This window comes from Methanobrevibacter arboriphilus, from assembly GCF_019669925.1.
Taxonomy (GTDB): Archaea; Methanobacteriota; Methanobacteria; order Methanobacteriales; family Methanobacteriaceae; genus Methanobinarius; species Methanobinarius arboriphilus_A.
In genome coordinates, this window is sequence record NZ_AP019779.1 from 961887 (window position 1) to 985448 (window position 23562).

23 protein-coding genes and 2 tRNA genes are annotated in these 23562 nt (G+C 26.6%); 8 read left to right on the forward strand and 17 right to left on the reverse strand.

Annotated elements, in window-relative coordinates; all coding sequences use genetic code 11:
* The 3 genes from MarbSA_RS04230 (at window position 1) to MarbSA_RS04240 (ending at window position 2164) form a co-directional block, all read left to right on the forward strand.
* Window positions 1-495 carry a 4Fe-4S dicluster domain-containing protein gene (locus MarbSA_RS04230; protein ID WP_042701993.1) on the forward strand — a complete coding sequence of 165 codons (495 nt, stop codon included), beginning with the start codon at window positions 1-3 and terminating at the stop codon, window positions 493-495.
* A 46-nt stretch (window positions 496-541) separates the two neighbouring features.
* Window positions 542-970, forward strand: coding sequence for a 4Fe-4S dicluster domain-containing protein (locus tag MarbSA_RS04235; protein ID WP_054835163.1), 429 nt, complete (start codon window positions 542-544; stop codon window positions 968-970).
* A gap of 339 nt (window positions 971-1309) precedes the next feature.
* Window positions 1310-2164 carry a fumarate hydratase gene (locus MarbSA_RS04240; protein ID WP_221061923.1) on the forward strand — a complete coding sequence of 285 codons (855 nt, stop codon included), beginning with the start codon at window positions 1310-1312 and terminating at the stop codon, window positions 2162-2164.
* A gap of 249 nt (window positions 2165-2413) precedes the next feature.
* Here MarbSA_RS04240 and phoU read toward each other — a convergent pair whose 3' ends face one another.
* The 6 genes from phoU to MarbSA_RS04270 form a co-directional block, all read right to left on the reverse strand.
* Window positions 2414-3079 (reverse strand): phosphate signaling complex protein PhoU, encoded by a 666-nt coding sequence (gene phoU, locus MarbSA_RS04245; protein ID WP_054835164.1) that lies wholly within the window; start codon window positions 3077-3079, stop codon window positions 2414-2416.
* 364 nt (window positions 3080-3443) lie between these two features.
* A complete protein-coding gene (pstB, locus tag MarbSA_RS04250) occupies window positions 3444-4196 on the reverse strand; it encodes a phosphate ABC transporter ATP-binding protein PstB (protein ID WP_221061924.1) in 753 nt (250 codons plus the stop codon).
* Between the two features lie 230 nt (window positions 4197-4426).
* A complete protein-coding gene (gene pstA / locus MarbSA_RS04255; protein ID WP_042702002.1) occupies window positions 4427-5290 on the reverse strand; it encodes a phosphate ABC transporter permease PstA in 864 nt (287 codons plus the stop codon).
* The gene (gene pstC / locus MarbSA_RS04260; RefSeq protein ID WP_221061925.1) at window positions 5287-6165 is read right to left on the reverse strand and encodes a phosphate ABC transporter permease subunit PstC; all 879 of its coding nucleotides are present in this window, start codon (window positions 6163-6165) and stop codon (window positions 5287-5289) included. Before pstC ends, pstA begins: the two co-directional genes overlap by 4 nt.
* Before the next feature lie 306 nt (window positions 6166-6471).
* On the reverse strand, window positions 6472-7275 hold the full coding sequence (locus MarbSA_RS04265) for a phosphate ABC transporter substrate-binding protein (RefSeq protein ID WP_042702004.1): 804 nt from the start codon (window positions 7273-7275) through the stop codon (window positions 6472-6474).
* A 393-nt stretch (window positions 7276-7668) separates the two neighbouring features.
* Window positions 7669-8499, reverse strand: a complete 831-nt coding sequence (locus tag MarbSA_RS04270) for a phosphate ABC transporter substrate-binding protein (protein ID WP_221061926.1) — start codon at window positions 8497-8499, stop codon at window positions 7669-7671.
* A 572-nt stretch (window positions 8500-9071) separates the two neighbouring features.
* On the opposite strand from MarbSA_RS04270, the gene MarbSA_RS04275 reads away from it, so the two are divergent.
* Window positions 9072-9359: a 2TM domain-containing protein gene (locus MarbSA_RS04275; RefSeq protein WP_221061927.1), complete on the forward strand. Its 288-nt coding sequence runs from the start codon at window positions 9072-9074 to the stop codon at window positions 9357-9359.
* A gap of 148 nt (window positions 9360-9507) precedes the next feature.
* Here the strand turns inward: MarbSA_RS04275 and MarbSA_RS04280 are convergent, their stop codons facing one another.
* The 4 genes from MarbSA_RS04280 to MarbSA_RS04295 form a co-directional block, all read right to left on the reverse strand.
* Window positions 9508-10398 carry a phosphate signaling complex PhoU family protein gene (locus tag MarbSA_RS04280; RefSeq protein ID WP_042704414.1) on the reverse strand — a complete coding sequence of 297 codons (891 nt, stop codon included), beginning with the start codon at window positions 10396-10398 and terminating at the stop codon, window positions 9508-9510.
* Between the two features lie 60 nt (window positions 10399-10458).
* Window positions 10459-11583, reverse strand: coding sequence for a CvpA family protein (locus MarbSA_RS04285; RefSeq protein WP_221061928.1), 1125 nt, complete (start codon window positions 11581-11583; stop codon window positions 10459-10461).
* 530 nt (window positions 11584-12113) lie between these two features.
* Window positions 12114-12186: transfer RNA gene (locus tag MarbSA_RS04290), tRNA-Thr, on the reverse strand.
* Window positions 12187-12211: 25 nt separating this feature from the next.
* Window positions 12212-12294: transfer RNA gene (locus tag MarbSA_RS04295), tRNA-Leu, on the reverse strand.
* A gap of 359 nt (window positions 12295-12653) precedes the next feature.
* Here MarbSA_RS04295 and MarbSA_RS04300 point away from each other — a divergent pair.
* The 3 genes from MarbSA_RS04300 (at window position 12654) to MarbSA_RS04310 (ending at window position 15729) form a co-directional block, all read left to right on the forward strand.
* A complete protein-coding gene (locus MarbSA_RS04300) occupies window positions 12654-12833 on the forward strand; it encodes a 4Fe-4S binding protein (RefSeq protein ID WP_042702012.1) in 180 nt (59 codons plus the stop codon).
* A 553-nt stretch (window positions 12834-13386) separates the two neighbouring features.
* Window positions 13387-14199, forward strand: coding sequence for an adhesin (locus tag MarbSA_RS04305; RefSeq protein WP_221061929.1), 813 nt, complete (start codon window positions 13387-13389; stop codon window positions 14197-14199).
* A gap of 204 nt (window positions 14200-14403) precedes the next feature.
* Entirely contained in the window at window positions 14404-15729 is a 1326-nt protein-coding gene (locus MarbSA_RS04310; RefSeq protein WP_221061930.1) for an oligosaccharide repeat unit polymerase family protein, read from the forward strand.
* 24 nt (window positions 15730-15753) lie between these two features.
* Here the strand turns inward: MarbSA_RS04310 and MarbSA_RS04315 are convergent, their stop codons facing one another.
* The gene (locus MarbSA_RS04315) at window positions 15754-16215 is read right to left on the reverse strand and encodes a hypothetical protein (protein ID WP_221061931.1); all 462 of its coding nucleotides are present in this window, start codon (window positions 16213-16215) and stop codon (window positions 15754-15756) included.
* A 323-nt stretch (window positions 16216-16538) separates the two neighbouring features.
* On the opposite strand from MarbSA_RS04315, the gene MarbSA_RS04320 reads away from it, so the two are divergent.
* Window positions 16539-17012 carry a methylated-DNA--[protein]-cysteine S-methyltransferase gene (locus tag MarbSA_RS04320; RefSeq protein WP_221061932.1) on the forward strand — a complete coding sequence of 158 codons (474 nt, stop codon included), beginning with the start codon at window positions 16539-16541 and terminating at the stop codon, window positions 17010-17012.
* A 46-nt stretch (window positions 17013-17058) separates the two neighbouring features.
* On the opposite strand, the gene MarbSA_RS04325 is transcribed toward MarbSA_RS04320, so the two are convergent.
* From MarbSA_RS04325 to cdhB, 6 genes are all read right to left on the reverse strand, one after another.
* Window positions 17059-17541, reverse strand: a complete 483-nt coding sequence (locus MarbSA_RS04325) for a 4Fe-4S dicluster domain-containing protein (protein ID WP_042702028.1) — start codon at window positions 17539-17541, stop codon at window positions 17059-17061.
* Window positions 17542-17633: 92 nt separating this feature from the next.
* Window positions 17634-19010 carry an acetyl-CoA decarbonylase/synthase complex subunit gamma gene (acsC, locus tag MarbSA_RS04330; RefSeq protein WP_221061933.1) on the reverse strand — a complete coding sequence of 459 codons (1377 nt, stop codon included), beginning with the start codon at window positions 19008-19010 and terminating at the stop codon, window positions 17634-17636.
* A 24-nt stretch (window positions 19011-19034) separates the two neighbouring features.
* Window positions 19035-20204, reverse strand: a complete 1170-nt coding sequence (gene cdhD, locus MarbSA_RS04335; protein ID WP_221061934.1) for a CO dehydrogenase/acetyl-CoA synthase subunit delta — start codon at window positions 20202-20204, stop codon at window positions 19035-19037.
* 122 nt (window positions 20205-20326) lie between these two features.
* Entirely contained in the window at window positions 20327-21076 is a 750-nt protein-coding gene (locus tag MarbSA_RS04340; RefSeq protein WP_221061935.1) for an ATP-binding protein, read from the reverse strand.
* Between the two features lie 113 nt (window positions 21077-21189).
* Window positions 21190-22596 carry a CO dehydrogenase/CO-methylating acetyl-CoA synthase complex subunit beta gene (cdhC, locus tag MarbSA_RS04345; RefSeq protein ID WP_221061936.1) on the reverse strand — a complete coding sequence of 469 codons (1407 nt, stop codon included), beginning with the start codon at window positions 22594-22596 and terminating at the stop codon, window positions 21190-21192.
* Window positions 22597-23032: 436 nt separating this feature from the next.
* Window positions 23033-23545, reverse strand: a complete 513-nt coding sequence (cdhB, locus tag MarbSA_RS04350) for a CO dehydrogenase/acetyl-CoA synthase complex subunit epsilon (protein WP_042702040.1) — start codon at window positions 23543-23545, stop codon at window positions 23033-23035.
* Window positions 23546-23562 lie beyond the last annotated feature (17 nt).

Consider the following 23562-nt stretch of genomic DNA (forward strand, 5'->3'; position numbering starts at 1 on the left):
TTGGAAAAAATATTAGTACAACCAGATTTATGTAATGGTTGTTTAGACTGTGAAAGTGCTTGTTGCGGACTTTATGGAACTTCCAGAATAAACATTAGAGAAATTGAAGGGACATACTATCCAATAATATGTCAACAGTGTGAAGATGCTCCTTGTAAAGCAATATGTCCAACAGAAGCTATTATAGGAAAAGGAGTTGAAGAAGATAAGTGTATAGCTTGTGGACTTTGTATGATGGTTTGTCCATTTGGAGCTGTAAGTGTAGAAGATAAGAAAGCTCAAAAATGTAATCAATGCGAAGATAGAGATGGTGGTCCTGCTTGTATTAAAGCATGTTCTAAAAGAGCTATTTCACTAATCGATATTGATAAAATTAAACTTCAAAAACAAAAAGAACATTTATCAAAATTAGCTGGAACATCAAAACCTAAAGCTAAAGGCATTGTAAGTATACTAACTAGTAATTCAAGATCTAGTAGGTCTTTTAAGGATTAAATAGTTTAATAAAAAATTAATTAATGATTGATAAGAAGGTACAAAAATGAGTGAATTAGTTTCAAATCCAGAACTCTGCGTAAGTTGTGCAAAATGTGAAAGAAATTGTCCAATGAATGCAATCAGAGTAAATGAAGGAGTACCTCTATTTTGCATGCATTGTACACCAGAAAAAGCACCTTGTTTAAATATATGCCCTGAAGGAGCTATTGAAGAACTTGGTGGGGCAATAGTTATTAATGGTGATAAATGTATTGGATGTGGAATGTGTAGAGATGTTTGTCCAATTGGGGCAATTTCTATGGATGAGATTGGTCTAGCAAAAAAATGTGATCTTTGCACAAATGAAGAAACCCAAAAATGTGTAGAATCTTGTCCAACAAATGCACTTAGTAATAATTCCATAGATATGGTTTCTAAAAAACAAAATAAAATAGCTAATGAACTTAAAAGATTAAAAGGAGTTATGAAGTAATAACTTCTTACTAATTTTACTAATTTTACTAATTTTACTAATTTTACTAATTTTACTAATTTTACTAATTTTACTTAAAAATCATTTTATAATATTTTAATATTTCTATTTAATCCTAAACTGAAATATTATATAAATTAAAACAAACTATTATAAATTAATTATACAAAATATAATCGATTCAATTTTTATATTATAAAATTATTAATTATAATCTCATAATTACCTCATATTCAATATTAAAATATGATAAATTTAATATACTAAATTTTACAAATAAAGTTTATAGATACTCACTATTTTTAGAAATTCAATATAACAATTAAAGGGGAATAAGAGATGATTACAGAAAAAAAAGTTGAAGATACAATTTGTCAACTTTACAAAAAAGCAGCAATAAGTTTACCAGAAGATGTTAAAATATCGTTAGAATCTGCTCTTAAAGTAGAGAATGATGAATTACCCCAGCTAAATATTGAAGCTATTTTAAAAAATATTGAAGTTGCAGAAAAAAAAGCAATTCCAATGTGTCAAGATACAGGATTGCCTATAATTTTTGTAAAAATTGGGAAAGTTGAATTTGAAGATAACAATATTTATGAAACAATATACAATGGGATAATAAAAGGAGTTCAAAAAGCAACAAAAAAAACACCCCTTCGACCAAATATAGTGGATCCTATAACAAGAGAAAATAGTGGTAACAATAGTGGAACAATGATTCCTCAAATTGACATAGAATTAATAAATGAAAATTATATTGAATTTACAATACTCCCCAAAGGATTTGGATCTGAGAATAATAATGCTTTGAAAATGGCTTTACCAGGAGAAGGTATAGAAGGAGTAAAAAATTTTGTAGTCGAAACTGTTTTAAAAGCTGGCGGAAAACCATGCCCCCCAATTGTAGTTGGAGTTGGAATAGGTGGAACCTCAGACCTTGCTTTGAAAACCGCTAAAAAAGCACTTCTTGAAAAATTAGGAGATAAAAATCCAGACCCTCTACTTAATAAACTAGAAGATTCAATATTAAAAGAAATAAATAATAGTGGAATTGGTCCAATGGGATTGGGCGGTAAAACAACTGCATTAGGTGTTAAAGTCAAAAAAGTTTCTACACATACTGCAGGACTTCCTATTGGAGTATGTATTCAATGTTGGGCACATAGACACGCTACAGCAAGGTTAAAATAAATTAATTAAAAATTATGGAATATTTATTAGAATATTATTTATTATAGAAGTTATTATAAAAAATATTAATTAAAAATATTAATTATCTTATTTAAAAGTATTAGAAATATATAAAAATATTGAGAATATTAAAAATATTAGGAATGTTAATAATATTAGAATATAAAAAATTAAAAATTAGTTTAATAATTAGTTTAATAGTTAATTTAATATTTAGTCTAATTATTAGCCTAATTATTAGTTTTATGATTAGTTTTTAGGTTTTTTAAAAGTCATCATAAATATTGTTCTCCTACCAATATCTACAGCCCTGTCAGCAATCCTTTCAAGGAATCTAGCTATAAATATTAGATTAATAGTTTGATTAATATTTTCTTTATCTTCAAACATATTATCTGTGACTTGTTCTAATATTGAATCAAATAAATCATCGACTTTATCATCATCATTTCTAAGCTCTTTTGCAGTATCTAAATTTTGATTTAAGAAAGCATAAAATCCTTTACTTAACATCATTTGGACATAATCTGCCATATATTGTAAATCTTCCATTAATTTATCTGGGACAGACACATCCTTAATTAAAACAGATAAATCAGCTATATTAGAAGCTAAATAACCAATTCTTTTCATATGACTACTTACTCTTATAGTAGATTCAATAAACATTAAATCTCCAGCAACTGGTTGTTCAACAGCTATAAACTTAATACATCTTCTCTCTAAGTCAAAAGCAGCTTGATCAATTTCTTTACTTTTCTCAACTACTTCATCAGCTATTTTTTCATCATAATCATTAAGTAAGGTAATAGCACTACGATGAGTTTCCATTACCATTTGTCCCATCTTTTCTGCTTCATCTTTCACATTGTTTATTCTATTTTTAAATGATATTCTTGGATATTCTTTATCCATCAAGCACATCCCCTTGTTAAATTTGTTTAAAGTATCAAATTATCAACTTTTTTAAATTAAAAATTATTAAGATTTAAAATGGATTTTTAAATTAAATCTTAATTCCAAATAATCTAATTATTATAAATTATCTTTATTTTACAATAAATAGTTATCGAATCAATAGATAGCTAAATAACTGATTAAAAAATGAATTTCAATCATTATATAATTTATTAAATTAATAGTTTTAATTTAATAGCTCTATTTTAATATTTTTATTTTAATAGTTTTATTTTAATATATTATTTTAATAGAAATATTTCAATAATTTATTTTAATAATTTTATAAAATTTTCATGTCTTTTTGTTTACAAAGATTGTATTAACCAAATCTACCAGTAATATAATCCTCAGTCTTCTTATTTTTAGGATCAACAAAAAGTTTATCAGTTAAGTTACTTTCAATAATCTCTCCATTTAAAAAGAATGATGTATATTTAGAAACTCTTGTAGCTTGTTGCATATTATGAGTTACAATAAGAATTGTATAGTCTCTCTTAAGTTTATGAATCAAATCCTCCACTTTAGTGGTTGAAATGGGATCCAAAGCAGAACAAGGTTCATCCATTAGTATAACTTCAGGATTATTAGCTATTGTTCTAGCAATACATAATCTTTGTTGTTGACCTCCAGATAATCCCATAGCAGAGTTATCAAGTTTATCTTCAACTTCATCCCATAATGCAGCAGCTCTTAAACTTTCTTCTACTCTTGCAGAAATAGCATCATCATCACTTATTCCATGAATTCTAAGACCATAAGCAACATTTTCAAATATTGACTTAGGAAATGGGTTTGGTTTCTGAAAAACCATTCCTACTTTTTTTCTAAGGTCTACAACATCCATTTTAGGATCATAAACATCTTTACCATCAAGATATACATTACCAGTATGTGAAAAGCTAGGAATTAAATCATTCATTCTATTAATAGTCCTAATAAATGTAGATTTACCACAACCAGAAGGACCTATAAGTGCAGTAACAGTATTTTTTGGAATACCTGTATTAATATCTTTAAGAATATGAGCATCCCCAAAATATACATTTAAGTTTTCTACTTCAATTCTATTCATTATTAACCCCTTTGTTAAGTTAATTATATGTATAAATTAATTATAGTGTAATTATATGTTTAATATAAATTTATGTAATAAATTAAATATTATATAATGTAAATTTAATTTCAAGTTCTTTGATACATTCCCAGAATCTATCTAAAATTTATCTAAAATTTATTTAATATATCTTTAAATATATCTAAATATATGTAAAATATATTTAAAATAATTATCTTTATAGCTAATTATCTCCCCATAATTTTCCTTTGATATCTATCCACTAAATAGTTTGTAGTTATAGTTAATGCCAATACGATTATAACAAGAACTGCAGCTGTTCCAAAAGCATTTTCAAGAGAAATACCTTCAGTAGCTAATATATACAAATGAAGTGGTAATGGTCTTCCAGGGTCAAATATTGATAAAGGCATTGAAAGAGAAGCTCCAACTGCAAACATTACTGCAGCTGCTTCTGAAATAGCCCTAGTCATTCCAAGAATTACACCAGTTACAATACCAGGTATTGCAGCTGGAAGCACTACTCTATAAATTGTTTGCCATTTTGTTGCACCCAAACCGTAGCTACCCTCACGATAAGAACTAGGTATTGAAGAAATTGTAACTTCTGAAACCTGAAATATTGTTGGAAGTGCCATTATAGCTAATACTAATCCACCAGATATGATTGACCATCCTAGCCCCACGGCAATAACAAAAAATGCTAAACCAAATAAACCATAAACAATAGAAGGGATTGAAGCAAGAGTTTCTGCACCAAATCTAATAAGTTTAGTGATTTTACTTTCACCAGCAAATTCAACAAGGTATACTGCGGCACCAACACCAAGAGGTGTTGCAACTATACCTGCAATAAGAGTAACATATAAACTAGAAACAATCATTGGAAAGATTCCACCAGATGCTCCTGAATCAATTGGATTTGAAAATATAAATCCAAGATTTACAACTGGAAGTCCTCTTATCAGAATATAACCTAATATAATTATTAAGATTAATATTGTTACGAGTCCTGAAATTACAAAGATTGAATTCATTATTTTTTGAGAAGTCTTTGGAGATAATATTTTTTGAAAATTTAATCCACTCATAAATATCCTCCTCCAACATCAACCTTATATTTATGTTGTATATAGTTTGCAATTAATAGTAGTATCATGATTATTAAGAAAAGAACTATTGCTGTTCCAAATAATGCATTATAATGAAGACCTGTTGCATAACCCATTTCTAAAGCAATATTAGCAGTTAAAGTTCTTACAGGATCAAATATAGATCCTGGTATTTGAACAACATTACCTGCAATCATAATAACAGCTAATGTCTCTCCAATTGCTCTACCCATTCCTAAAATTATTGCAGTTATAATTCCTGGAAGTGCTGCGGGAAATATGATGTGTCGTATTGTCTGCCAGTTAGTTGCTCCAAGCCCAAAAGATGCTTCCCTATATTCTTGAGGAACTGCTCTTAATGAATCTTGAGATATTGTTATAATTGTAGGTAAAACCATGACTGTTAGAATAATAGCAGCAGTAAACATGCTGAAACCAGTACCTCCAAAGTAAGTCCTTATGAGTGGAACTAAAACAATTAAACCAAAAAATCCATAAACAACTGAAGGAATTCCTGATAAAGTTTCAATAACTGGTTTTAAAATACGTCTAACATTGTTTGGAGCTACTTCAGCCATGAATATAGCACAAAGAAGTGATAATGGCACAGCCATTAATAAAGACAACATTGTCACATAAATTGATCCTATAATCATAGCAAAAACTCCGAAATCACCATCATTCGGAGCCCACGTCATTCCAAATAAAAAACGAAAGAAACCATAATCTTCAAAAGCTGGAAGTCCTTCAATTAATATAAATGAAACAATTAGAAGAATTATAATAATAGAAAAAATAGCTGTTATAAATAACCCCTTTTCTATTAAGAATTCAGAAAATCTATTTCTTTCCATAATAATCCCTTAAGTATTATTTTGATTTTTAATAATAATATTTGATAATATTTTAATAATAATGTTCAATAGTATTTTAATATCATTTTTAACATCTTTAATAGTATTAATAATAGTTTTTAGTTAATAATTTTTAGTAATATTTTAATAATGATCATTGATAATAACTTTTAATAATAATTTTAATAATAGTCTTAATAGATAATCTTAATAATAATCTTAATAATAATAATTCTTTAATTATTACTTTTTGATTTAAATAATTTTTGAAATTAACAAATATTCATAATTCGTGAACATATCACATCAAATAGGAATTATCTTATCTTCCTTAATAATTTCAATTCCAGCTGGAGATTTAATCCATTCAATAAAATTTTTTACTTCACCAGTAGGAGTTCCTTTAATAAGAAACAAGAAAGGCCTTTGTAAAGGATAATCCCCATTATAAATTGTTTCTTCAGAAGGTGAAGTACCATTTACAGAGATTGCTTTAACATCATCACTCATATGTGCAAAAGAAACAAACCCAATGGCATTAGGATCACTTGCAACAGATTGTTTTACAGATTCAGTAGAACTTTGAACAACAGCAGAATTTTTTATCTTTGTATCATCCATGACAATAGATTCAAAGGCAGATCTTGTACCAGATCCCTCTTCACGAGTTATAACATTAATTTCTCCTGGTTTTCCACCTAATTCTTTCCAATTAGTTATTTTTCCATTGAAAATATCTCTTATTTGTTCTATAGACAGTTTTGAAATATTATTCTGATTACTTACAGCTATTACAATACCTTCTTTTCCAATTGGGACTTCAGTAATGTTCTTTTTTTCTTCAAGGGAAAGTTCTTTTGAACTCATACCAATATCTGCAAGATCTTGGTCTGTACTTCTTATACCCATTCCAGAGCCACCACCTTGAACGTAAATTCTTACTCCCTCATGAGATTTCATATAGTTTTCTGCTAATTTTTCTGCTAAAGGTTGTACAGAAGTAGAACCTACAATATCAATTCTTTCGTAGTCTGTGCCAGGATTAATCAATAAAAAAGCCAAGATAACAATTATGGCAAGAATGATTATTCCCTTATATTTTGAGTTCATAACATCACCTTAATTTTTAGTTCAACTTGGAACTATTTAAAAATTAAGGTTCAGCTATAATCGAAAAATATAAATGAAAAGATAAAAATCCTTACTATTATTATTAAGCAAATTTATCAATAATTAATGTTCATTTTGAGAAAATATAATGATTCATAGATTTATTTATATTTTATAAGTAATAATCAGCACTAATCTGATTATAAAATAATAATTTAAGATTTTAATTGAAATATAGAAATTATTATTAGTTATTTTAATTATTAAAATTTATTAAAAGCATTAGAATTTAATTAAAATTTATTAGTCATTAGAATTTATTTAAACAAATTTAAAAAGTTCTAATGAATCTAATACTTTTAATTAAAAGACTTTAAAGTTTTAAATAAAGATTTAACTGGAATAGGATTGATTAGAAGATTTTACAATCTTTTCATCATTTAAAACTTTTGTTCCTTCAGAACTCATTACCCAATCGATAAACTCTTTTACATCACCAGTAGGAGTTCCTTTAACAAGAAAAATGAATGGTCTTTGTAATTCATAAGAACCATCACCTATTGTAACATCACTAGGAGCAACACCACCAATAGTTAATGCTTTAACATCATCACTCATATGTGCATATGATACAAAACCAATAGCATCAGGATCTTGTTTAACAGATTGTTTAACAGCTTCAGTAGAACTTTGAACAATTGCATCAGATTTTATCTTTGTATCTTTACCCATTACAATAGCTTCAAATGCATCTAATGTGCCAGAACCATCTTCACGAGTTATTAAATGAATCGGAGCATCTGAACCTCCAACTTCATTCCAATTGGTTATTTTACCAGAATAAATATCTTTAAGTTGTTCAGTTGTAAGACCAGAAACAGAATTATTATTATTTACAGCTATAACAATACCATCTTGACCAAGAGTATATTCAGTTAAACCTTTCTTTTCATCAGCTTTTAACTCTTTAGAACTTGTACCAATATCAGCAGTTCCATCTTGAGCACTTTTAATACCTACACTTGAACCTCCACCTTGAACATTGATTTTAACATCAGCGTGAGATGATTGATAAGTTTCAGCAAGTTTTTCTGCAACAGGCTGGACAGATGTTGATCCAACAACATCAATAGTAGTAGCACTACCACCACTTGCAAATATCATCGCAACTACAGCTATTATAGCAACAACGACTATTATTAGGATTATATTATTTTTTTTCATATTTTTTACACCTCAAAAATAAGTTACAATTTTTAGTATATAAAATTTACTACTATGTGAACAATAGTACACATAATAGGAACAATCATATAAAAAAAATAAAAAAGTATGAAAAAATTATTAAAAAAATAAAAAAAGAAAAAACATAGTTCATAAAAAGTGAAATAAAATTCATCAAATTATTATCTAACTACAATATCACTAAAAAGCCAAAAAAGAATTAATACTCATAAATAAAAAAAAACTCTAAAAATGCAATTTATAAAAAACATATCTATAAAAGATTAATAAAATCTTAATTAAAGAGCTTAAAATAGAAAATAAACAATAAAATCAAAGCATAAACATATTTATAAAAAAAATAATGAATATAAAAAAGTGAATATGAAAATATTGAATAAGAAATTGAATATAAAAAATTTATATAAAATTAATAATATATATAAGTATACCAATATGCATTAAATATATATTAAGCATATAAATATGTATTAAATAGATAAATGTATTAAATATGCAATTCTATCATATAAGCCTATATTTTTAGGTGATGATATAGAAGAGGAGATTGTATGGAAAATTATGATAAAAAAAGCTATTATAATGCTAAAAAAAGAGTAAAAGAAGTTAAAATTTTCTATAGAAGCTTAATTTCATATATTATAATAAATATCTTTTTATTCATAATAAATTTAATTTTTTCACCAGGATTTTGGTGGTTTTTATTTGTAGTTGTTATATGGGGAATATTCATAGTATTACAATTTTTAAGAATATTTGTTTTTAAAAATAAAATATTTGGAGAAGATTGGGAAGATAAAAAGATAAAAGAATATATGGATAAGGATAAAAAACAATGAAACAGTATTCTATTTTTATCAGATCAACTTCTTAACTATTTTTCATGAAAACTATTAAAAATTTTTTATTAAAAGTTTTTTATAAAAATCTTTTATTTAGAATATTTTATATTTAAGATTTGTCTAAATTTTTTATTTTTTAATAATATTATTTTCTAAAGCTCCTTGGAACAGTAGGACGAGGAATATTCTTGTGGAATTCAGTTGCAGCATCTAATATTTCAACACAAATATCTCCAATCCTTTCAAAGGATTTAACAAGCCGAGATAGATAAATATAATAAGTAGACTCAGTTTTATCTTCAAATGAGGTTTCAGCCATCTCAATAGCTATACAATTAAGAGCTTTTTTCTGTAAACTATGAATTTTCTCTTCAAGATCCATAATATCTCCTTTAAGAGATAATTCTCCATTTAAAAAAGCTTTCATAGAATTTTGTATCATTTTATTTATAGATTTATACATAGATTTTAATAAATCTAAAATAGCCTCATTAACTTCCTCAGTATTTTCATTTATAGTAAACTTTGAAAAATGATCAGAATAATCACCAATACGTTCTAAATCATAAGCAATCTCATTAAAAATAAGTGTTTTTGAAAATTGAGTAGAAGGATCAATACTGACAACAGTATCAACTGAAGATCGTATTTTTTCAAACATATTATTAGTTGTATAATCCATTTCCATTGCTAATTCTGCTTTATCAATATTATTTTCTATTAAAGCAGTGAAAGCTGTTTTTAATTGTTTTAAAACATGTTCTTCCATAGTTTGTAACATTCCTTTAATTAAAAATGTCGCAGAATGGTCTTTTGATGAAAAATCTTCCCCAATCGGTTCAGCAAATTCTTCATATTTCTTTAAATCAAGAATATATGCTCTTTTTACAATTTTTTTATCTATTAAAGGTTTAAGTAATTGAGTGACATAACGCCTACTTACACCTAGCTTTTGAGCAATTTCATCCTGAGTAGCAGGATTATCATATAAAATAATATCCAATATATCTTTAAGAGTTTTATTATTTTTTTTCATTTTATAAACCATTATCATAAAGTTTTTTCCTATAACTTACAAAAAAAATAATCTAAAGAATCAATGCTTGAAATATTTTCTATTTTTAGACATAGTACTAGTTTTATCAGATTTAATAGTTTTATTAGAATTTTTAACTTTATTAGATTTTATAACTTCATTAGAAGATATAATTTTGTTATTTACATTATTATTGTATTGATCTTTATTTGATTGAGTAGAATCTTTTTTATCAATTTTTCCTTTATTATTAGGTTGATTAATTTTACTATCAAAATCCTTATTCAAATCCTTATTCAAATCCTTATTCAAATCCTTATTCAAATCCTTATTCAAATCCTTATTCAAATCTTTATTTAGATTTTTATCCAGATATTTATTTGGATTCTTATTTAAATTATTATTCAGATCTTTATCCAAATTATTATCCAAATCATTAGTTATATTGTTTAAATCATCATAATCCATATTATCATAATTCATATATTTATATTCTATACTTCTATAATCAATAGTTCCATCATCATCCTGATCATTAGTATTATTTATATTTCCTGATTTAGAATTAAATATATTCAAACTACTATTCCTTCTCATATACAACAACACTGATTCTAAGAATATCTTAATTATTACAAATATTAAGATTAAAAAGATAACTATGACTAAAAACACATCAAAAAAGTTTAATAAATTAGTGTACAAGTAAAATAGTTCTGAATCAAGATCTAAAAGACCCCTAATCAATAAAACAATTCCTAAAATAAGAATTATAAAACCATATTCTCTTTTAATCACTTTAGGTTGAATTAGCGGATAAATACCCATTAAAATTAAGCCAATACCCATAAATCTAACAAGATTATTATTAGTAAGCTGTTCTAATTGAATAAAAAAATTTAAAAAGTCAGGGTAGTATATTAAATAGGAATGGAGCAAAGCTATTATAAAAATTACTAAAAAAATAGCTATTAACACTAATGGTATGATAAATACCAGCCCATTTTCAACTTTACGTATAGTAGAATTTTCAAGAGGTTCTTTTATGAATATAGAGAGCACTTGATATAATATAGCTCCTAAAACTGCCCCTATAACAGTTCCAGCAAGACCTAAAAAAGAGGTTGTTAAAGCAACTATACCAGATATTAATCCTGCCATTATTATATCAAAAGATTTAGACATATTATTCCTTCATTTAAATACTATAAAATAATTTAATAAACCAATATTCTAAGATACACTATTTTAATAATACAATATTTTAATAATAAACTATTTTAATAATATATTATTTTAAGAAAATAGTATTAAATAATTTAAAGTATTACTAATATTTTAATAAAGTAATATCAATCAATTAAAATGATAGTTAAAACATGAATATTTATATTTACACTAATTATTATCTTTATTAAAAATCTTTATATTACTATCTTTTATATTTCTAGTTTTTATATTATTGATTTTTATATTTATTACTAATAATATAATAAATTTTATCATCATAGATAGTATAATAATAAAGTTAATATCTTAGTCAATCAAAGATGATAAAAATAACATATCATGAAAATAGCTAAAATTCATATATTTAAAAAAAAATATTTTTATTTAATGAAATAACGTTACTTAACTTATTATTTGATTAGATTATTACTTAAATCTAATAATTAATGTAACTAATGATATTATTAAAAACAATCATTCAAAAAAGCCTTAGGGGGGATTCGAACCCCCGGCCTATACCTTACCAAGGTATCGCTCTACCGGCTGAGCCACTAAGGCAATTTTGATTTATATTAGTTTAAAGTGCAGGGGAAGGGATTCGAACCCTCGAAGGCCTGCGCCAGAGGATCTTAAGTCCTCCCCCTTTGGCCGCTCGGGCACCCCTGCATATAAATATACAACAACATTAGTTGTTCATCATAATATATAAAATTAATGTTTTTATTCTAAATTTTTTATTTTAAATTAATTATTTTAAATTATATTATCTAAATTTAGATTATGGCTCTAAATTTAAATCATACTATTTCAGATTATAAAACAATTATATAATAAATAATATTATCATATTAAATAAGATATACAATCATATCGTAAGAATCTAAAAACTGATAAACATTTATATTTTGAAATATAAATTATTTATAATAATAATTTTAAATAAGTATCTGCAATTGATATTACAGCATTCAAATATTTGAATATTTTAGTATATAAACTTTACCCTAAAAATGTATGGTGGTATAATGAAAATTAACATGTCAGAATGTGGAGTATGTGAAATATGCATTGAATCATGCCCCCTAGGATTAATAAAAAAGAAAGGGTTTAAAATGATTATCCAAGAAGGATGCGAAAATTGTGGAGAATGTCAACAAGTATGTCCTATGGGATGTATCATTGAAGATGAAGAAGTTATAGATTAACATTGGTTTAATTATTTTATAATAATCTTCAATTAAAAAAATAATTTTAGACAGACTAATAAATTAATGATATGAATTTTAATTATTATAAGTATCAAATTAAGAGAAGTTTTATTATTAAAAATAGTATAATTAAAAAATAGATTAATTTTATAATATTATTAAAACATTACAAACTATACTACTAAATTATATACTACTAAATTATACTACTAATCTATTTTTTAATTATAATTTTTAATTATTATAATATTAATTAATAAATCTCTTAAAAATAAAAAATTAAAAATATACCTATCCTATAAACAAAAAAAGTATAAAAATTTATTATAAAAAAATTTATTAGTATAAAAATTAAATATTAGTTATAATTTTATTTATAAGATATATAATTTTATTTATAATATATAAAAATTCTATTATCATTTATTATCATATTAAATTATTTTAAAAAAATTACTAATAAAATATAAAATAATCAATTAAAAATAATTAATTAAAAATTTGATAATAACAAGTCACTAATCATTTATAACATAAGGTAGGGTTAAATATGAAAAAACCTAATTTCAAAAGTATCCTAAAAAAAATAACAATAATTGATGCTTTAATAATAATATGTATTATAGGAGCTGTTGTTTTTGCTTTTATGTATACAGGGGGAAATGAAGATAAAACAGAATCAATTTCTTTTGATTCTTCTTCAATGAACAAATTTGCTGAAAAATATTTATCATTTTATCAAGATGGACAAATAGTAAAAACACACATTGGAGGATATAATGCTACATCTGGAGAATATCAGGAATTGTATGGAACTGTAGTATGGGTAGATGATGACTATGGGGCTAATGTACAGATATTAATAGATGTTGATGGAGATCAAAGTGGGAAACCAATACTTGCAAGGCTTTATAAAGATGAAAAACCTGCAGATATATATACTGAACATATAACACTAGAAACTAGTGGTGCAAAATATAAAAATGTTACTGAAATTGAAGTAGCTCCTAAAAACATTAGTACATTAAGTGAATTAGCAAGGGAAATAGGAAATGAAACTAATTACACAGTTACAACTAAAATAGCAACTGATGAAAAAGATAGTAAAACTTATCAAGATTTATACAATAAAATGTTCCTAAATGGAAGAAAAGAATCAGTAACTTCAGTATCAGAAAATATTTATGACCAAATCAAAATTATAATGGCAAGCCCTAATGAAATAAATATGGCTTCAAATATTTTTGGAACAATAAATGGAGAAACAGGATTAATAACGATTAGAATATACAATTCAACACCTGAAGACATTAAAACAATAGAAAACAATTTTAATGTTTTAAACATTAGAAAGGTAACTTAGAACATAAGCTATTAAAACTATTTTTATTAGTAATACAACTATTATTAGTTATTAGTACTAAAATTATTAATAACGAAAGTGTTATTAGTTATTATAATTAAGACTATTGTTAGTTATTAGCACTAAAAATATAGTAATGAAACTTTTAGTACTAAAATAGTTTAATATATAATTAATTAAGCAAATAACTTAAAAAGTGATATAATGAGTGGATTATATTCAATAGCTACATATTTAAGTAGAAAAATTGAAAAAATATTTAGAAAATCACTTTTATTTACTATTATCTTTTCATTTGCAAGATTTATAGAAAATCAATGGGTAAATAGCTATTTTAAAAGTTTATACCCCAATGAAAAATTTTTAAGCTTCTTTAAAAAGAACAATATAGTTAAAAATCATATTTTCCACCCTATCATAATCGTTCTAACCTTTTCAATATTTTTAATATTATCTCTTAGCCCAATATCTTTTGATTTACAGATTAGTATAGCTATTGCTTTTATTTCATTTATTGTTGGTTCGGTTATTATACCAAAATATTTTTTTAAGAATTACACTAAAGACTCATTTATAAAGTTTAATCCAAAAGATGTATATTCAATAGGCTTTTGTCTGATTTTAATAGGAGTTCTATTTTTCTTTCTTAGTATTGCATCAGTTGGAGGAGTTCCACTCCTTAAACCTTCCTTACGTTATGGTTTAAAGCCAATACTAACTATGCCAGTGTTTTTAATGATACCTGGAATAGGGCTTATAGGATCTGTTTATTTAGATAAATTTAAAAGGGGGATTTTAAGTAGAAGCCAAGTGAGATTTAGATTTTTAGTTCTTGTAGCTTTCAGTGGGTTTTTTTTATTTTCTTTAGGATATAGAACCCCAATAATAGCTTCTTTGTTGATGATGATAATCATAGGATATTATGGTAAAATATTAGCTGTATGGGAAGTAGTCATAGGAGCATTGGCAGGAGTTATACTAATTATTGGAATTGGATACTTCCGTTCAATGGAAGAATTAACAATAACCAGTTATACTAGCCCATTTTACACTTTGCAAAGTAGAGCTGACTTTACACTGAATGTGTTAAATCTATTGAATTATATCTCTGGAAATTTTGGAATTAAACATGGAGCATTAACACTTAGTGCAATTCCTAGTAGTAGTGATTTAGGACCTAGGATGATGATTGGTCAATTAATAGCCTGGAGAACTGAAGTAACAGTGACTCCTACCCTTATAGGTCCAATGCTAGTTGATTTTGGTAAATTTGGAGTTGCTATTGGAATGGGGCTTTTAGGGTTTATATTAGGAATTGGATATAAAATATTACAAAAAACCAATGACGCATTTTACATAGCATTATATGGATTACTTCTAACCTATACAATATTAGGAGTTGAAACTGGAATACTTGATATTCAAGTTATTATTTACTTTTTCTTGGGTTTTTTTATATATTTAGCTAACATTTTAAAAAAACAGCATACAACTAGTGTAAAAATTAAAAATAATAAAAATAATAAATAAAAATAATAAGAATATTGAATAAAACTATTTAAAACCAATCATAATATTAATATCTTCTTTTAATGAATCTAAATCTAAACTAGTAAAAAAAGAATAAAAAAAAGCTTTTTCTTTTACAAATCCAATGTGTCTTTGAGAAGAAGAAACATTAGATTTAGATATTTCACTTCTAAAATCAAATATATTTACACCCTCAATGTTTCTTATTTTAGAATCTAAAATTTTAGCTCCAATATCTTTAAGAAAATTCTCCATGAAATCTTTCCAATATTCAGTTGTTTTTCCTCCAGAATTAGCTACTGAAAATGAAAAAGTGCCGCCTTTCCCTTTATCAGTCTTCATAGCTATCACTTCTGCAGGATTTTTATTCTTATTTTCAAATTCATACCAATTAGAAGGATAATTAAAAGCAATTTTATCATTTTCAAATCTTTTAATCTCTATTTCACTATCAACAACACATTTTTTATTATCATCATCACTCATAATATCACACAATACAATATAAATAATCTAATTATAAATAATCTAATTATATTTATTAGAGTATTTATATTCTAATTAAATATTCTAATTATATACACTAATATTATTGAAAATTATTAAAGTTTTGAAATAATATAAATAATTCAAAAATATAAATAATTTAATAAATAATAATATATTAACAAAGTAGTTAATATAACTAATTTCGAAATTATATAACTTAAATTCAATTTTTTTTTTAAAAAAAAAAAAAAAAAAATAAGAAAAATAAAAATAAAATAAGTATTATAGAAATTTCTAAAGTAACTATCAAAAGTGTTAAAATGGAAAATATTAAAGCATATTGTAAAAATGGGAAAGTGATGAAAGTATCCTTGAATGGGGACTTGATGGATTATAAAACTGAAAAAGAAATAATAGAAGAAGAATTAACAGAATGTAAAGATTTAGAAAATTTGATAAAAAAATCAATACATGAAAATATAGATTTTTCAGAATATATCGACTTAAACAGCCTTAAATCAACTGAATTTGAGAAAAAAGTGTATATTGAAACAATGAAAATACAAAGAGGAGAAGTAAAAACATATAAAGAGATAGGGGACAATATAGGAAGTAAAGGATATAGAGCCGTTGGAAATGCATTAAACAAAAATCCAATACCAATAATAATACCTTGTCATAGAGTAATTGGTTCTAATATGAAATTAACTGGTTTCAATGGAGGGATAAATCTTAAAAAAGAAATACTCATTAATGAAGGGATAAAAGTAAAAAATGATAAAGTTATATTATAATGAATTAAAGAATCTAATTAAAAAATTTAAAAATAAAAAATGAAAATTAACTAGACTTAGATTTAAAAGTTTTAATGGCTTCTTGAAGTTCTTCAGTCAAGTTCTCATCATTTTTAAGTTCTTGAAGATCTTCAATAGAAAATACATTTAAAACATTATCTTTACAAGCTTCAACACATGCAGGAATTATATTATCAGATTCTAAGCAAAGTGTACATTTTTCAGCTGATTTTTTCTCTTTATCGAATGCTATAATTCCTATAGGGCATGCAATTGCACATAATTTACATAGTATACAATTTTCTTCATTAACAATTAAAGTTTCCCCATCTTCACCATCAATGACCTCAATAGCATCATGAGGACAAATTCTACGACAAGGAGCTTTATCAGGATGACAATGCATACAAAATATAGGAATTGAATCGGTTTTTCTTGCTCTAGCAGTTCCATAAGTTTTTTTACATGCATTAATACATGCTTCACATTCAGTACACATTTGAGGGTCTGTGACCATAAGTGTTTTCATTTAATCACCAAAGTAAATCTAAATAATTAAAAAATAATTAAAAATAATTAAAAATAAATAAAAAATTAAACAACGATCAAATTAATAGATTGTTAAAATTTTTCATCTATAAAATCAGGGACAGCAGATGAATCTCTTGGACCAACCATAACATTCCAACCAGTTTCATCCTCAATTTCACCACTTAAAGGAGCAGCTAAACCTGGAATTATTAATTTCCTTGTTTTAACCATGTCTTCTATTCCAGTATCCTTAACTAAATCAGCTACAGATTCCCCATCAAATTGTCCTCCAGCTATAGCTACATCTACAGCTTTACCTACAGTATCAAGAACAAGTAGATAACAATTTGCATCTCCAGATTTTAAATCTCCCTCAACAGTATAGTATGTTAAAGAGAAATTTGTAGTAAGTAAAACAGCAGAATTCTCATCAACATCACCAAATTCATATATTCCTGGATCAACTGCTTGAGGTTTTCTTGGATCAGTATATAAACTTTGTCTTAGAGTAAGTATAGGAATAAGCTCCCAAATTTCACTACCTTTAAGGATAAGAACATCAGCATATTTATTCATTAAAGTAGATGCAATTGTTGCTTCCATAGTTCCTTTTTTAATATCATCATCTTCATTATTTAATCTAACTAACGCTGGAACACCAAGTAAAGGATATCTAAAGTCTTCATCTTTATCTTCAACAGCTAACCTTCTACTCATAACAAAATTATCTAAAGTATCACCAATAGCATCACCAGTAAGAGTACCAGGATCAAGAACAATATCTTCAACCCCATTAGACCTAAGAGTGAAAACTAAATCTTTCATCTTTTCAATATCCCCTGGTGAAAATACAGTAATAGGACATTGATATTTAGTAGCTAAATCAGCCATATCAAAAATATTATCCTTTGTTGCAGCGTAAATTAGAGGACGATCAGTTCCAATAAATTCAAGTGCTTTTTCCATAGCTACTGGATCAAAAGTAACTAAAAATACAGGATATTTAGAAGATTTGAGTTTTTTAGCACAGTTTGCAAATTTTTCAGGATCACCAGATTTGTTTCTTAAAGCAATTGCATCAAGTTTGAGTAACTCCCCAGTTCTTTCAAATTCAAGATCTTCAATTTCTTTAACCCTATTCTCAAAATCAGAATCATCCAAATCATCTGGAACATCAACAGCTAAAACAGTCTGATTATAATAAGATTCTTCATATCTATAAAGAACTTCATCTCCACCAATTATCCTAGCTTTTTCGTCTTTTCCAATTATAATTTCTTTAACAGCAGGAGCAAGTAAATCATCAAGCTTTTTAAATTTTTTATCTGACAATTCAGTACATAAAGTTAAATCAGCTTCTTTTTCAGATAATTTAGTTGCAAAAGCCATACAACTTGCTTCCCCACAATCTTCACAATTAGTTTGAGGCAATAATTTATAAACATCCATTGCAGTAACCTTAGCCATAATAAAACCTCCATCATGTCCTAATCATTCTAGCTCAATAATCCAATTATTTATATTTGGACTTGGGCTGGTTAAATATTCTTTAGTAAAGGTTTCACCGATTTCTCTAAGTATTCTTACTGATTCTGGGTGAAGCATCATGAATATATCTACTCCATTTAGCATCAATGTAAGACCAGTGAAAATCTCCCATAAAGGACCCCTATAATCTGTTGGCCCCCATTCATCTTTTTTCATCCATGCTTCCCTTGAGCCCCAAGCATTAGTGGTTCCAGAAGACATTGGCATCTGTAAATCAGGATCTCCTTTAAGTCCTCCTAAACGAGTTCTTGTAATAACATCAATTGAAAATTCAATACCATAACCAAGAGCACAAGTTGTAGGATCCATAACAATATCTTCTTGTTTTAATCCATCTTTCATTAAATATTTATTCAAGGATTTTTGCATATTAACATCAGTAATAGCCCATGAAAGAACCGCATGACCATAATCAACAGCAGATTTAGCTACTTTATGATAGTCTAAATCCATATTTGCAGATGCAAGTAAACATCTTTCCCCATCAGCTGCAGCTGCAGCTGCTTCAAGAACAAGGGGATCTTTAACTGGATCACCAGAACCTCCTATTACAAGAGGAACATCAACAGCCTGAAGAACCTCTTCAACAGCCTGAGCACCTTCTCTTGGAGACTTATCCATAACTTTTGGACCAGTACCAATCAAATGCATTGTAACCATATTAGCCCCATAATCTTTAACTGCTTTTTTAGCCCATTCACCAGGAGATTCCATAACATCGGAAAAGTGTTCTCTTATTGGACGAGGTAATCCTGGCATAGGAATATCAAAAACATCAAATGTTACAATTGGAGGATTTGGTTGAGGTTCCTCAAATCTATAAAGTGATGTTTGCCCTCCAAGATATACTGGTTTTCTTGATCCAGCTCCTAATTGAACCTGTGCAATTTTACCAGGATACTCTTTGATAGGTGGTTTAAACTCTGCTGCTTTAAGCATAGTCTTTTCAATACTTTTTTCAATAGCATTCTGCCTAGCTACAGTTTGTTGAACTGTTCTTGCAATAGCTGGAGCTAAATTTATTTCTAACTCTTCGAAATCCATTCTAAACTCATCAATCTCAATAGATTCCGTATTTTCCAATAGCTTTAATAGCTGATTGATCTGATCCATAAATTCACATCCTTAATATAATTATTATAAACTAATATGATTTTTAATTAATCTTATTGATTTAAATTAGTTTTGATTTAGATAATTTTGGTTTGATTAGATTATTTTTGATTAAATTAATTCTAAATTATCTTATCAATAACTTCTTTAATAATTTCAACAGGTTCACAATCATCTGGAAGATCTATTAAAGGTTTTCCCTCAATATCAAACTTAGATACAATATCATCATCATGTATCAATCCAATTGTGTCTAAACCTGTTTCTTTTGATTTTTCACATATCTCTTTTTCATTACTAGGTTTCACCCTATTTAATATTAAATAAATTTGATCAAATGATATTTCTAATTCTTTAGATAAATTTCCAACTCTTGAAGCCGTGTGCAATCCTCTTTTTGATGAATCAGAAACTACTAACATGGTATCAACACTTTGTGTTGTTCTGCGACTTAAATGCTCAAGTCCTGCTTCAGTATCAATCACGATAAAATCATAATTAGACGAAATATTTTCTATAATCTTTCTAAGCATATTATTGACAGCACAGTAACATCCACTACCTTCAGGTCTACCCATCATAAGTAAATCAAAATCAGGTGTTTCCACAATCGATTCCATGATTTTATAGTCTAAAATATCCCATTTATTCATTCCAGAAGGAATTTTTCCTTTGTTGATATCCTTCTTAAGATCCTCCCTTACATCACCAACACTCTTATCAACATCAATTCCTAAAGATTCAGGAATATTTGAGTCAGGATCAGCATCAATAACAAGAAGATCTTTTCCTGTTTTAGATAATAATTTAACTAAGATGGATGAAACCAAAGTTTTACCAGTTCCACCTTTTCCACTAACAGCAATTATCAATTTATCACACAGAGATTTAGTTTACAGAAATTTAATTTATAGAAATTTAATTTATATCTATATTATTAAAATAATATCTAAATTATTAAAATATCAATCTAATCAATTAATTATTATTTTTTACTTTTTTTGATTATAACTTTTTCAGCATATATTTTTGCATTTTTGAAAATGACCTTAACTCCCCCAGACATAGGCATAGCCATTTCAGGAGCAGTAGCTACAGGTACAAATTCTTGACCCATAGTTTCATCTTGAGATACTAAATTTTCATCTTCAGAATATTCATCATCTTCATCAACATCATCAGCACCTAAGTTAGCAATCCTTTCAAGAATAGGATGATCTTTATCCTTTAAAAATTCTTTTATATCATTAACAGATGTAGCATCTTCATCAGTAGCTATTTTATCAAACATATCATCTGGAATAAAACCTTCTAAAGAATTTTTAATTGAATTAGGCATCCAAACAATTCTTTCATATGCTCCATCAGCTTGTAAAAATTTAGGTGATCTCATATATTCTAAACTCAATCCAGTGAACCCTTCAACTTGCTTTCCACCAGAACATTGTCCCGCCATTGATGAAAATGGAATTCCTAAAGGAGTTTCACCAGAAAAATCCCTATCAACAATACCAATACCATCCAATTCAGGAATATAAAAAGCTACAGCTTCAAAACAACCACAAGAAGTATGAGGATATTCAAAAACACTGTGAAGATATACTTTATCAGTTTCACCCTGTGTTTTTTGAGCTATCACTTCATTAACATTAGAATATTCGCCTTTAACATCGTCTAAAACTTCACCCTTTTCTATTTCAAAAATTGATCCATCTGGGTCCATTTTAGCAGAAGCTCTACAATCAAACCAATTAATAGCCCCACATAAAGCAGTTCTATCAGGAGTCACAACACACATATGAGTAGGAGCAAACGATTGACACATTAAACACCCATAAAACACATCAACATCTTCATCAGATAATTCTCTTGCTCTTTCATCTCTTGCAGCGTAAATATCATGAGCACCATCTACAAATTCTTTAACATCTTCTTCATTAGTTAAAATTGTAACTGAAATTTCTTCAATAATTGGAAATTCTTCTTTAAATAATATTCCAAGAGCTTTAGCTAAGTCTAAAAGTTTAAATCCAGAATCTAAAGCTTCAATACTCACTCTACACCAAATCTGATCTCTCTGGTTCAGATGCATGAACCCTTGAACATAGTTACATAAATCATGAGTTCTTCTTTCAATAACACCTTCAAGCTCTTTTTCAAGCTTTTCACCTTTAATATCTATTTTTATACCAAATGGGTAAACTTCACCTTTGGTCATTTCAGAAAGTTCTGGACCAATGACTTCAAATTTACCATCCTTTATAGAATCATCGACTTGAACAAGTTCTGCACCAATAGATTTGGGGCCTGCTAATTCTACAAACATATTAGCTGCACGTATTCTTTCACCTTCATGCATAGGACTTACATCAACAGGGATATCACTAAACATTTAATTCCTCCTCTATCAATTAAACATTAATATATGATTTTAATATTATATGATTTTATGATTAATAATAATTTGAGTTTATATTTTATGTATGATTTTATGATTACTATATTAATTTTTATTTATGATATGTATATTAAGTTTTATTTATGATTTTTAAATATTTAAACACTTTATTAGCATTTATTAAGAGCAGTATACTAAGAATTATATTTAATCATTTTATTAAATATTAAAACTAATAGTAATAACATTAATATCAATAATATTAAAATGATATTCAATAAAATGATATTCAATATAATATTAATATTAAAAATAAATTGTATTATAATTATTATTAGCAAACATTACTAAACAAATATTATAAATATTATTAATAATATTCCAATTTTAATAATATTCCAACTGGAAATTATCAATATTTAATAGTATTCTATTTTTCACTCATTTTTTCTAAATACTTCTCCCATTCTTCATCTTTCATATTAGGAAAAGATGCATCAGCATTTGAATGGAAATATTTACATATTGTCAAAGTTTTAAGGTGAGGTGCAAAATGTTTTAAAGTAGAAAGCCCCTGAGAGGCTATATAATAAATACACCCTACAAACATCACTAAATCATGAGGTCCTTCACCCCTAATACCTTTCCACTCAGGATCTTTAAGTAAATTAGTTATTTCAACAATACCATAATAATTACTTTCAATTCCATTTTCATTAAAAGATTTAAAAGTATCAGCTGTTGTAACAATAGGTAAATCCCAAGTTTCAGCTATATCTTTAATAAAACCCATTAAAGGTTCATTCTTTGCATAAGGCCCAACAACAAACAGAGGACGTTTAGATTTACGAAGCATTAACTTTGCAGTTTCAGGAGTTGCAAGTAAAGCTTGTTTTGGTCCAGCAATAACTGTTGGTTGCCATGGAATAACTCTGTCATTCATTTAATCACCATTTATTC

Bases quoted from the DNA above. Each gene is read 5' to 3' on its own strand.
- MarbSA_RS04235 (WP_054835163.1), top strand. From the start codon at position 542: ATGAGTGAATTAGTTTCAAATCCAGAACTCTGCGTAAGTTGTGCAAAA.
- MarbSA_RS04240 (WP_221061923.1), top strand. From the start codon at position 1,310: ATGATTACAGAAAAAAAAGTTGAAGATACAATTTGTCAACTTTACAAA.
- phoU (WP_054835164.1), bottom strand. From the start codon at position 3,079: ATGGATAAAGAATATCCAAGAATATCATTTAAAAATAGAATAAACAAT.
- pstB (WP_221061924.1), bottom strand. From the start codon at position 4,196: ATGAATAGAATTGAAGTAGAAAACTTAAATGTATATTTTGGGGATGCT.
- pstA (WP_042702002.1), bottom strand. From the start codon at position 5,290: ATGAGTGGATTAAATTTTCAAAAAATATTATCTCCAAAGACTTCTCAA.
- pstC (WP_221061925.1), bottom strand. From the start codon at position 6,165: ATGGAAAGAAATAGATTTTCTGAATTCTTAATAGAAAAGGGGTTATTT.
- MarbSA_RS04265 (WP_042702004.1), bottom strand. From the start codon at position 7,275: ATGAACTCAAAATATAAGGGAATAATCATTCTTGCCATAATTGTTATC.
- MarbSA_RS04270 (WP_221061926.1), bottom strand. From the start codon at position 8,499: ATGAAAAAAAATAATATAATCCTAATAATAGTCGTTGTTGCTATAATA.
- MarbSA_RS04275 (WP_221061927.1), top strand. From the start codon at position 9,072: ATGGAAAATTATGATAAAAAAAGCTATTATAATGCTAAAAAAAGAGTA.
- MarbSA_RS04280 (WP_042704414.1), bottom strand. From the start codon at position 10,398: ATGAAAAAAAATAATAAAACTCTTAAAGATATATTGGATATTATTTTA.
- MarbSA_RS04285 (WP_221061928.1), bottom strand. From the start codon at position 11,583: ATGTCTAAATCTTTTGATATAATAATGGCAGGATTAATATCTGGTATA.
- MarbSA_RS04300 (WP_042702012.1), top strand. From the start codon at position 12,654: ATGAAAATTAACATGTCAGAATGTGGAGTATGTGAAATATGCATTGAA.
- MarbSA_RS04305 (WP_221061929.1), top strand. From the start codon at position 13,387: ATGAAAAAACCTAATTTCAAAAGTATCCTAAAAAAAATAACAATAATT.
- MarbSA_RS04310 (WP_221061930.1), top strand. From the start codon at position 14,404: ATGAGTGGATTATATTCAATAGCTACATATTTAAGTAGAAAAATTGAA.
- MarbSA_RS04315 (WP_221061931.1), bottom strand. From the start codon at position 16,215: ATGAGTGATGATGATAATAAAAAATGTGTTGTTGATAGTGAAATAGAG.
- MarbSA_RS04320 (WP_221061932.1), top strand. From the start codon at position 16,539: ATGGAAAATATTAAAGCATATTGTAAAAATGGGAAAGTGATGAAAGTA.
- MarbSA_RS04325 (WP_042702028.1), bottom strand. From the start codon at position 17,541: ATGAAAACACTTATGGTCACAGACCCTCAAATGTGTACTGAATGTGAA.
- acsC (WP_221061933.1), bottom strand. From the start codon at position 19,010: ATGGCTAAGGTTACTGCAATGGATGTTTATAAATTATTGCCTCAAACT.
- cdhD (WP_221061934.1), bottom strand. From the start codon at position 20,204: ATGGATCAGATCAATCAGCTATTAAAGCTATTGGAAAATACGGAATCT.
- cdhC (WP_221061936.1), bottom strand. From the start codon at position 22,596: ATGTTTAGTGATATCCCTGTTGATGTAAGTCCTATGCATGAAGGTGAA.
- cdhB (WP_042702040.1), bottom strand. From the start codon at position 23,545: ATGAATGACAGAGTTATTCCATGGCAACCAACAGTTATTGCTGGACCA.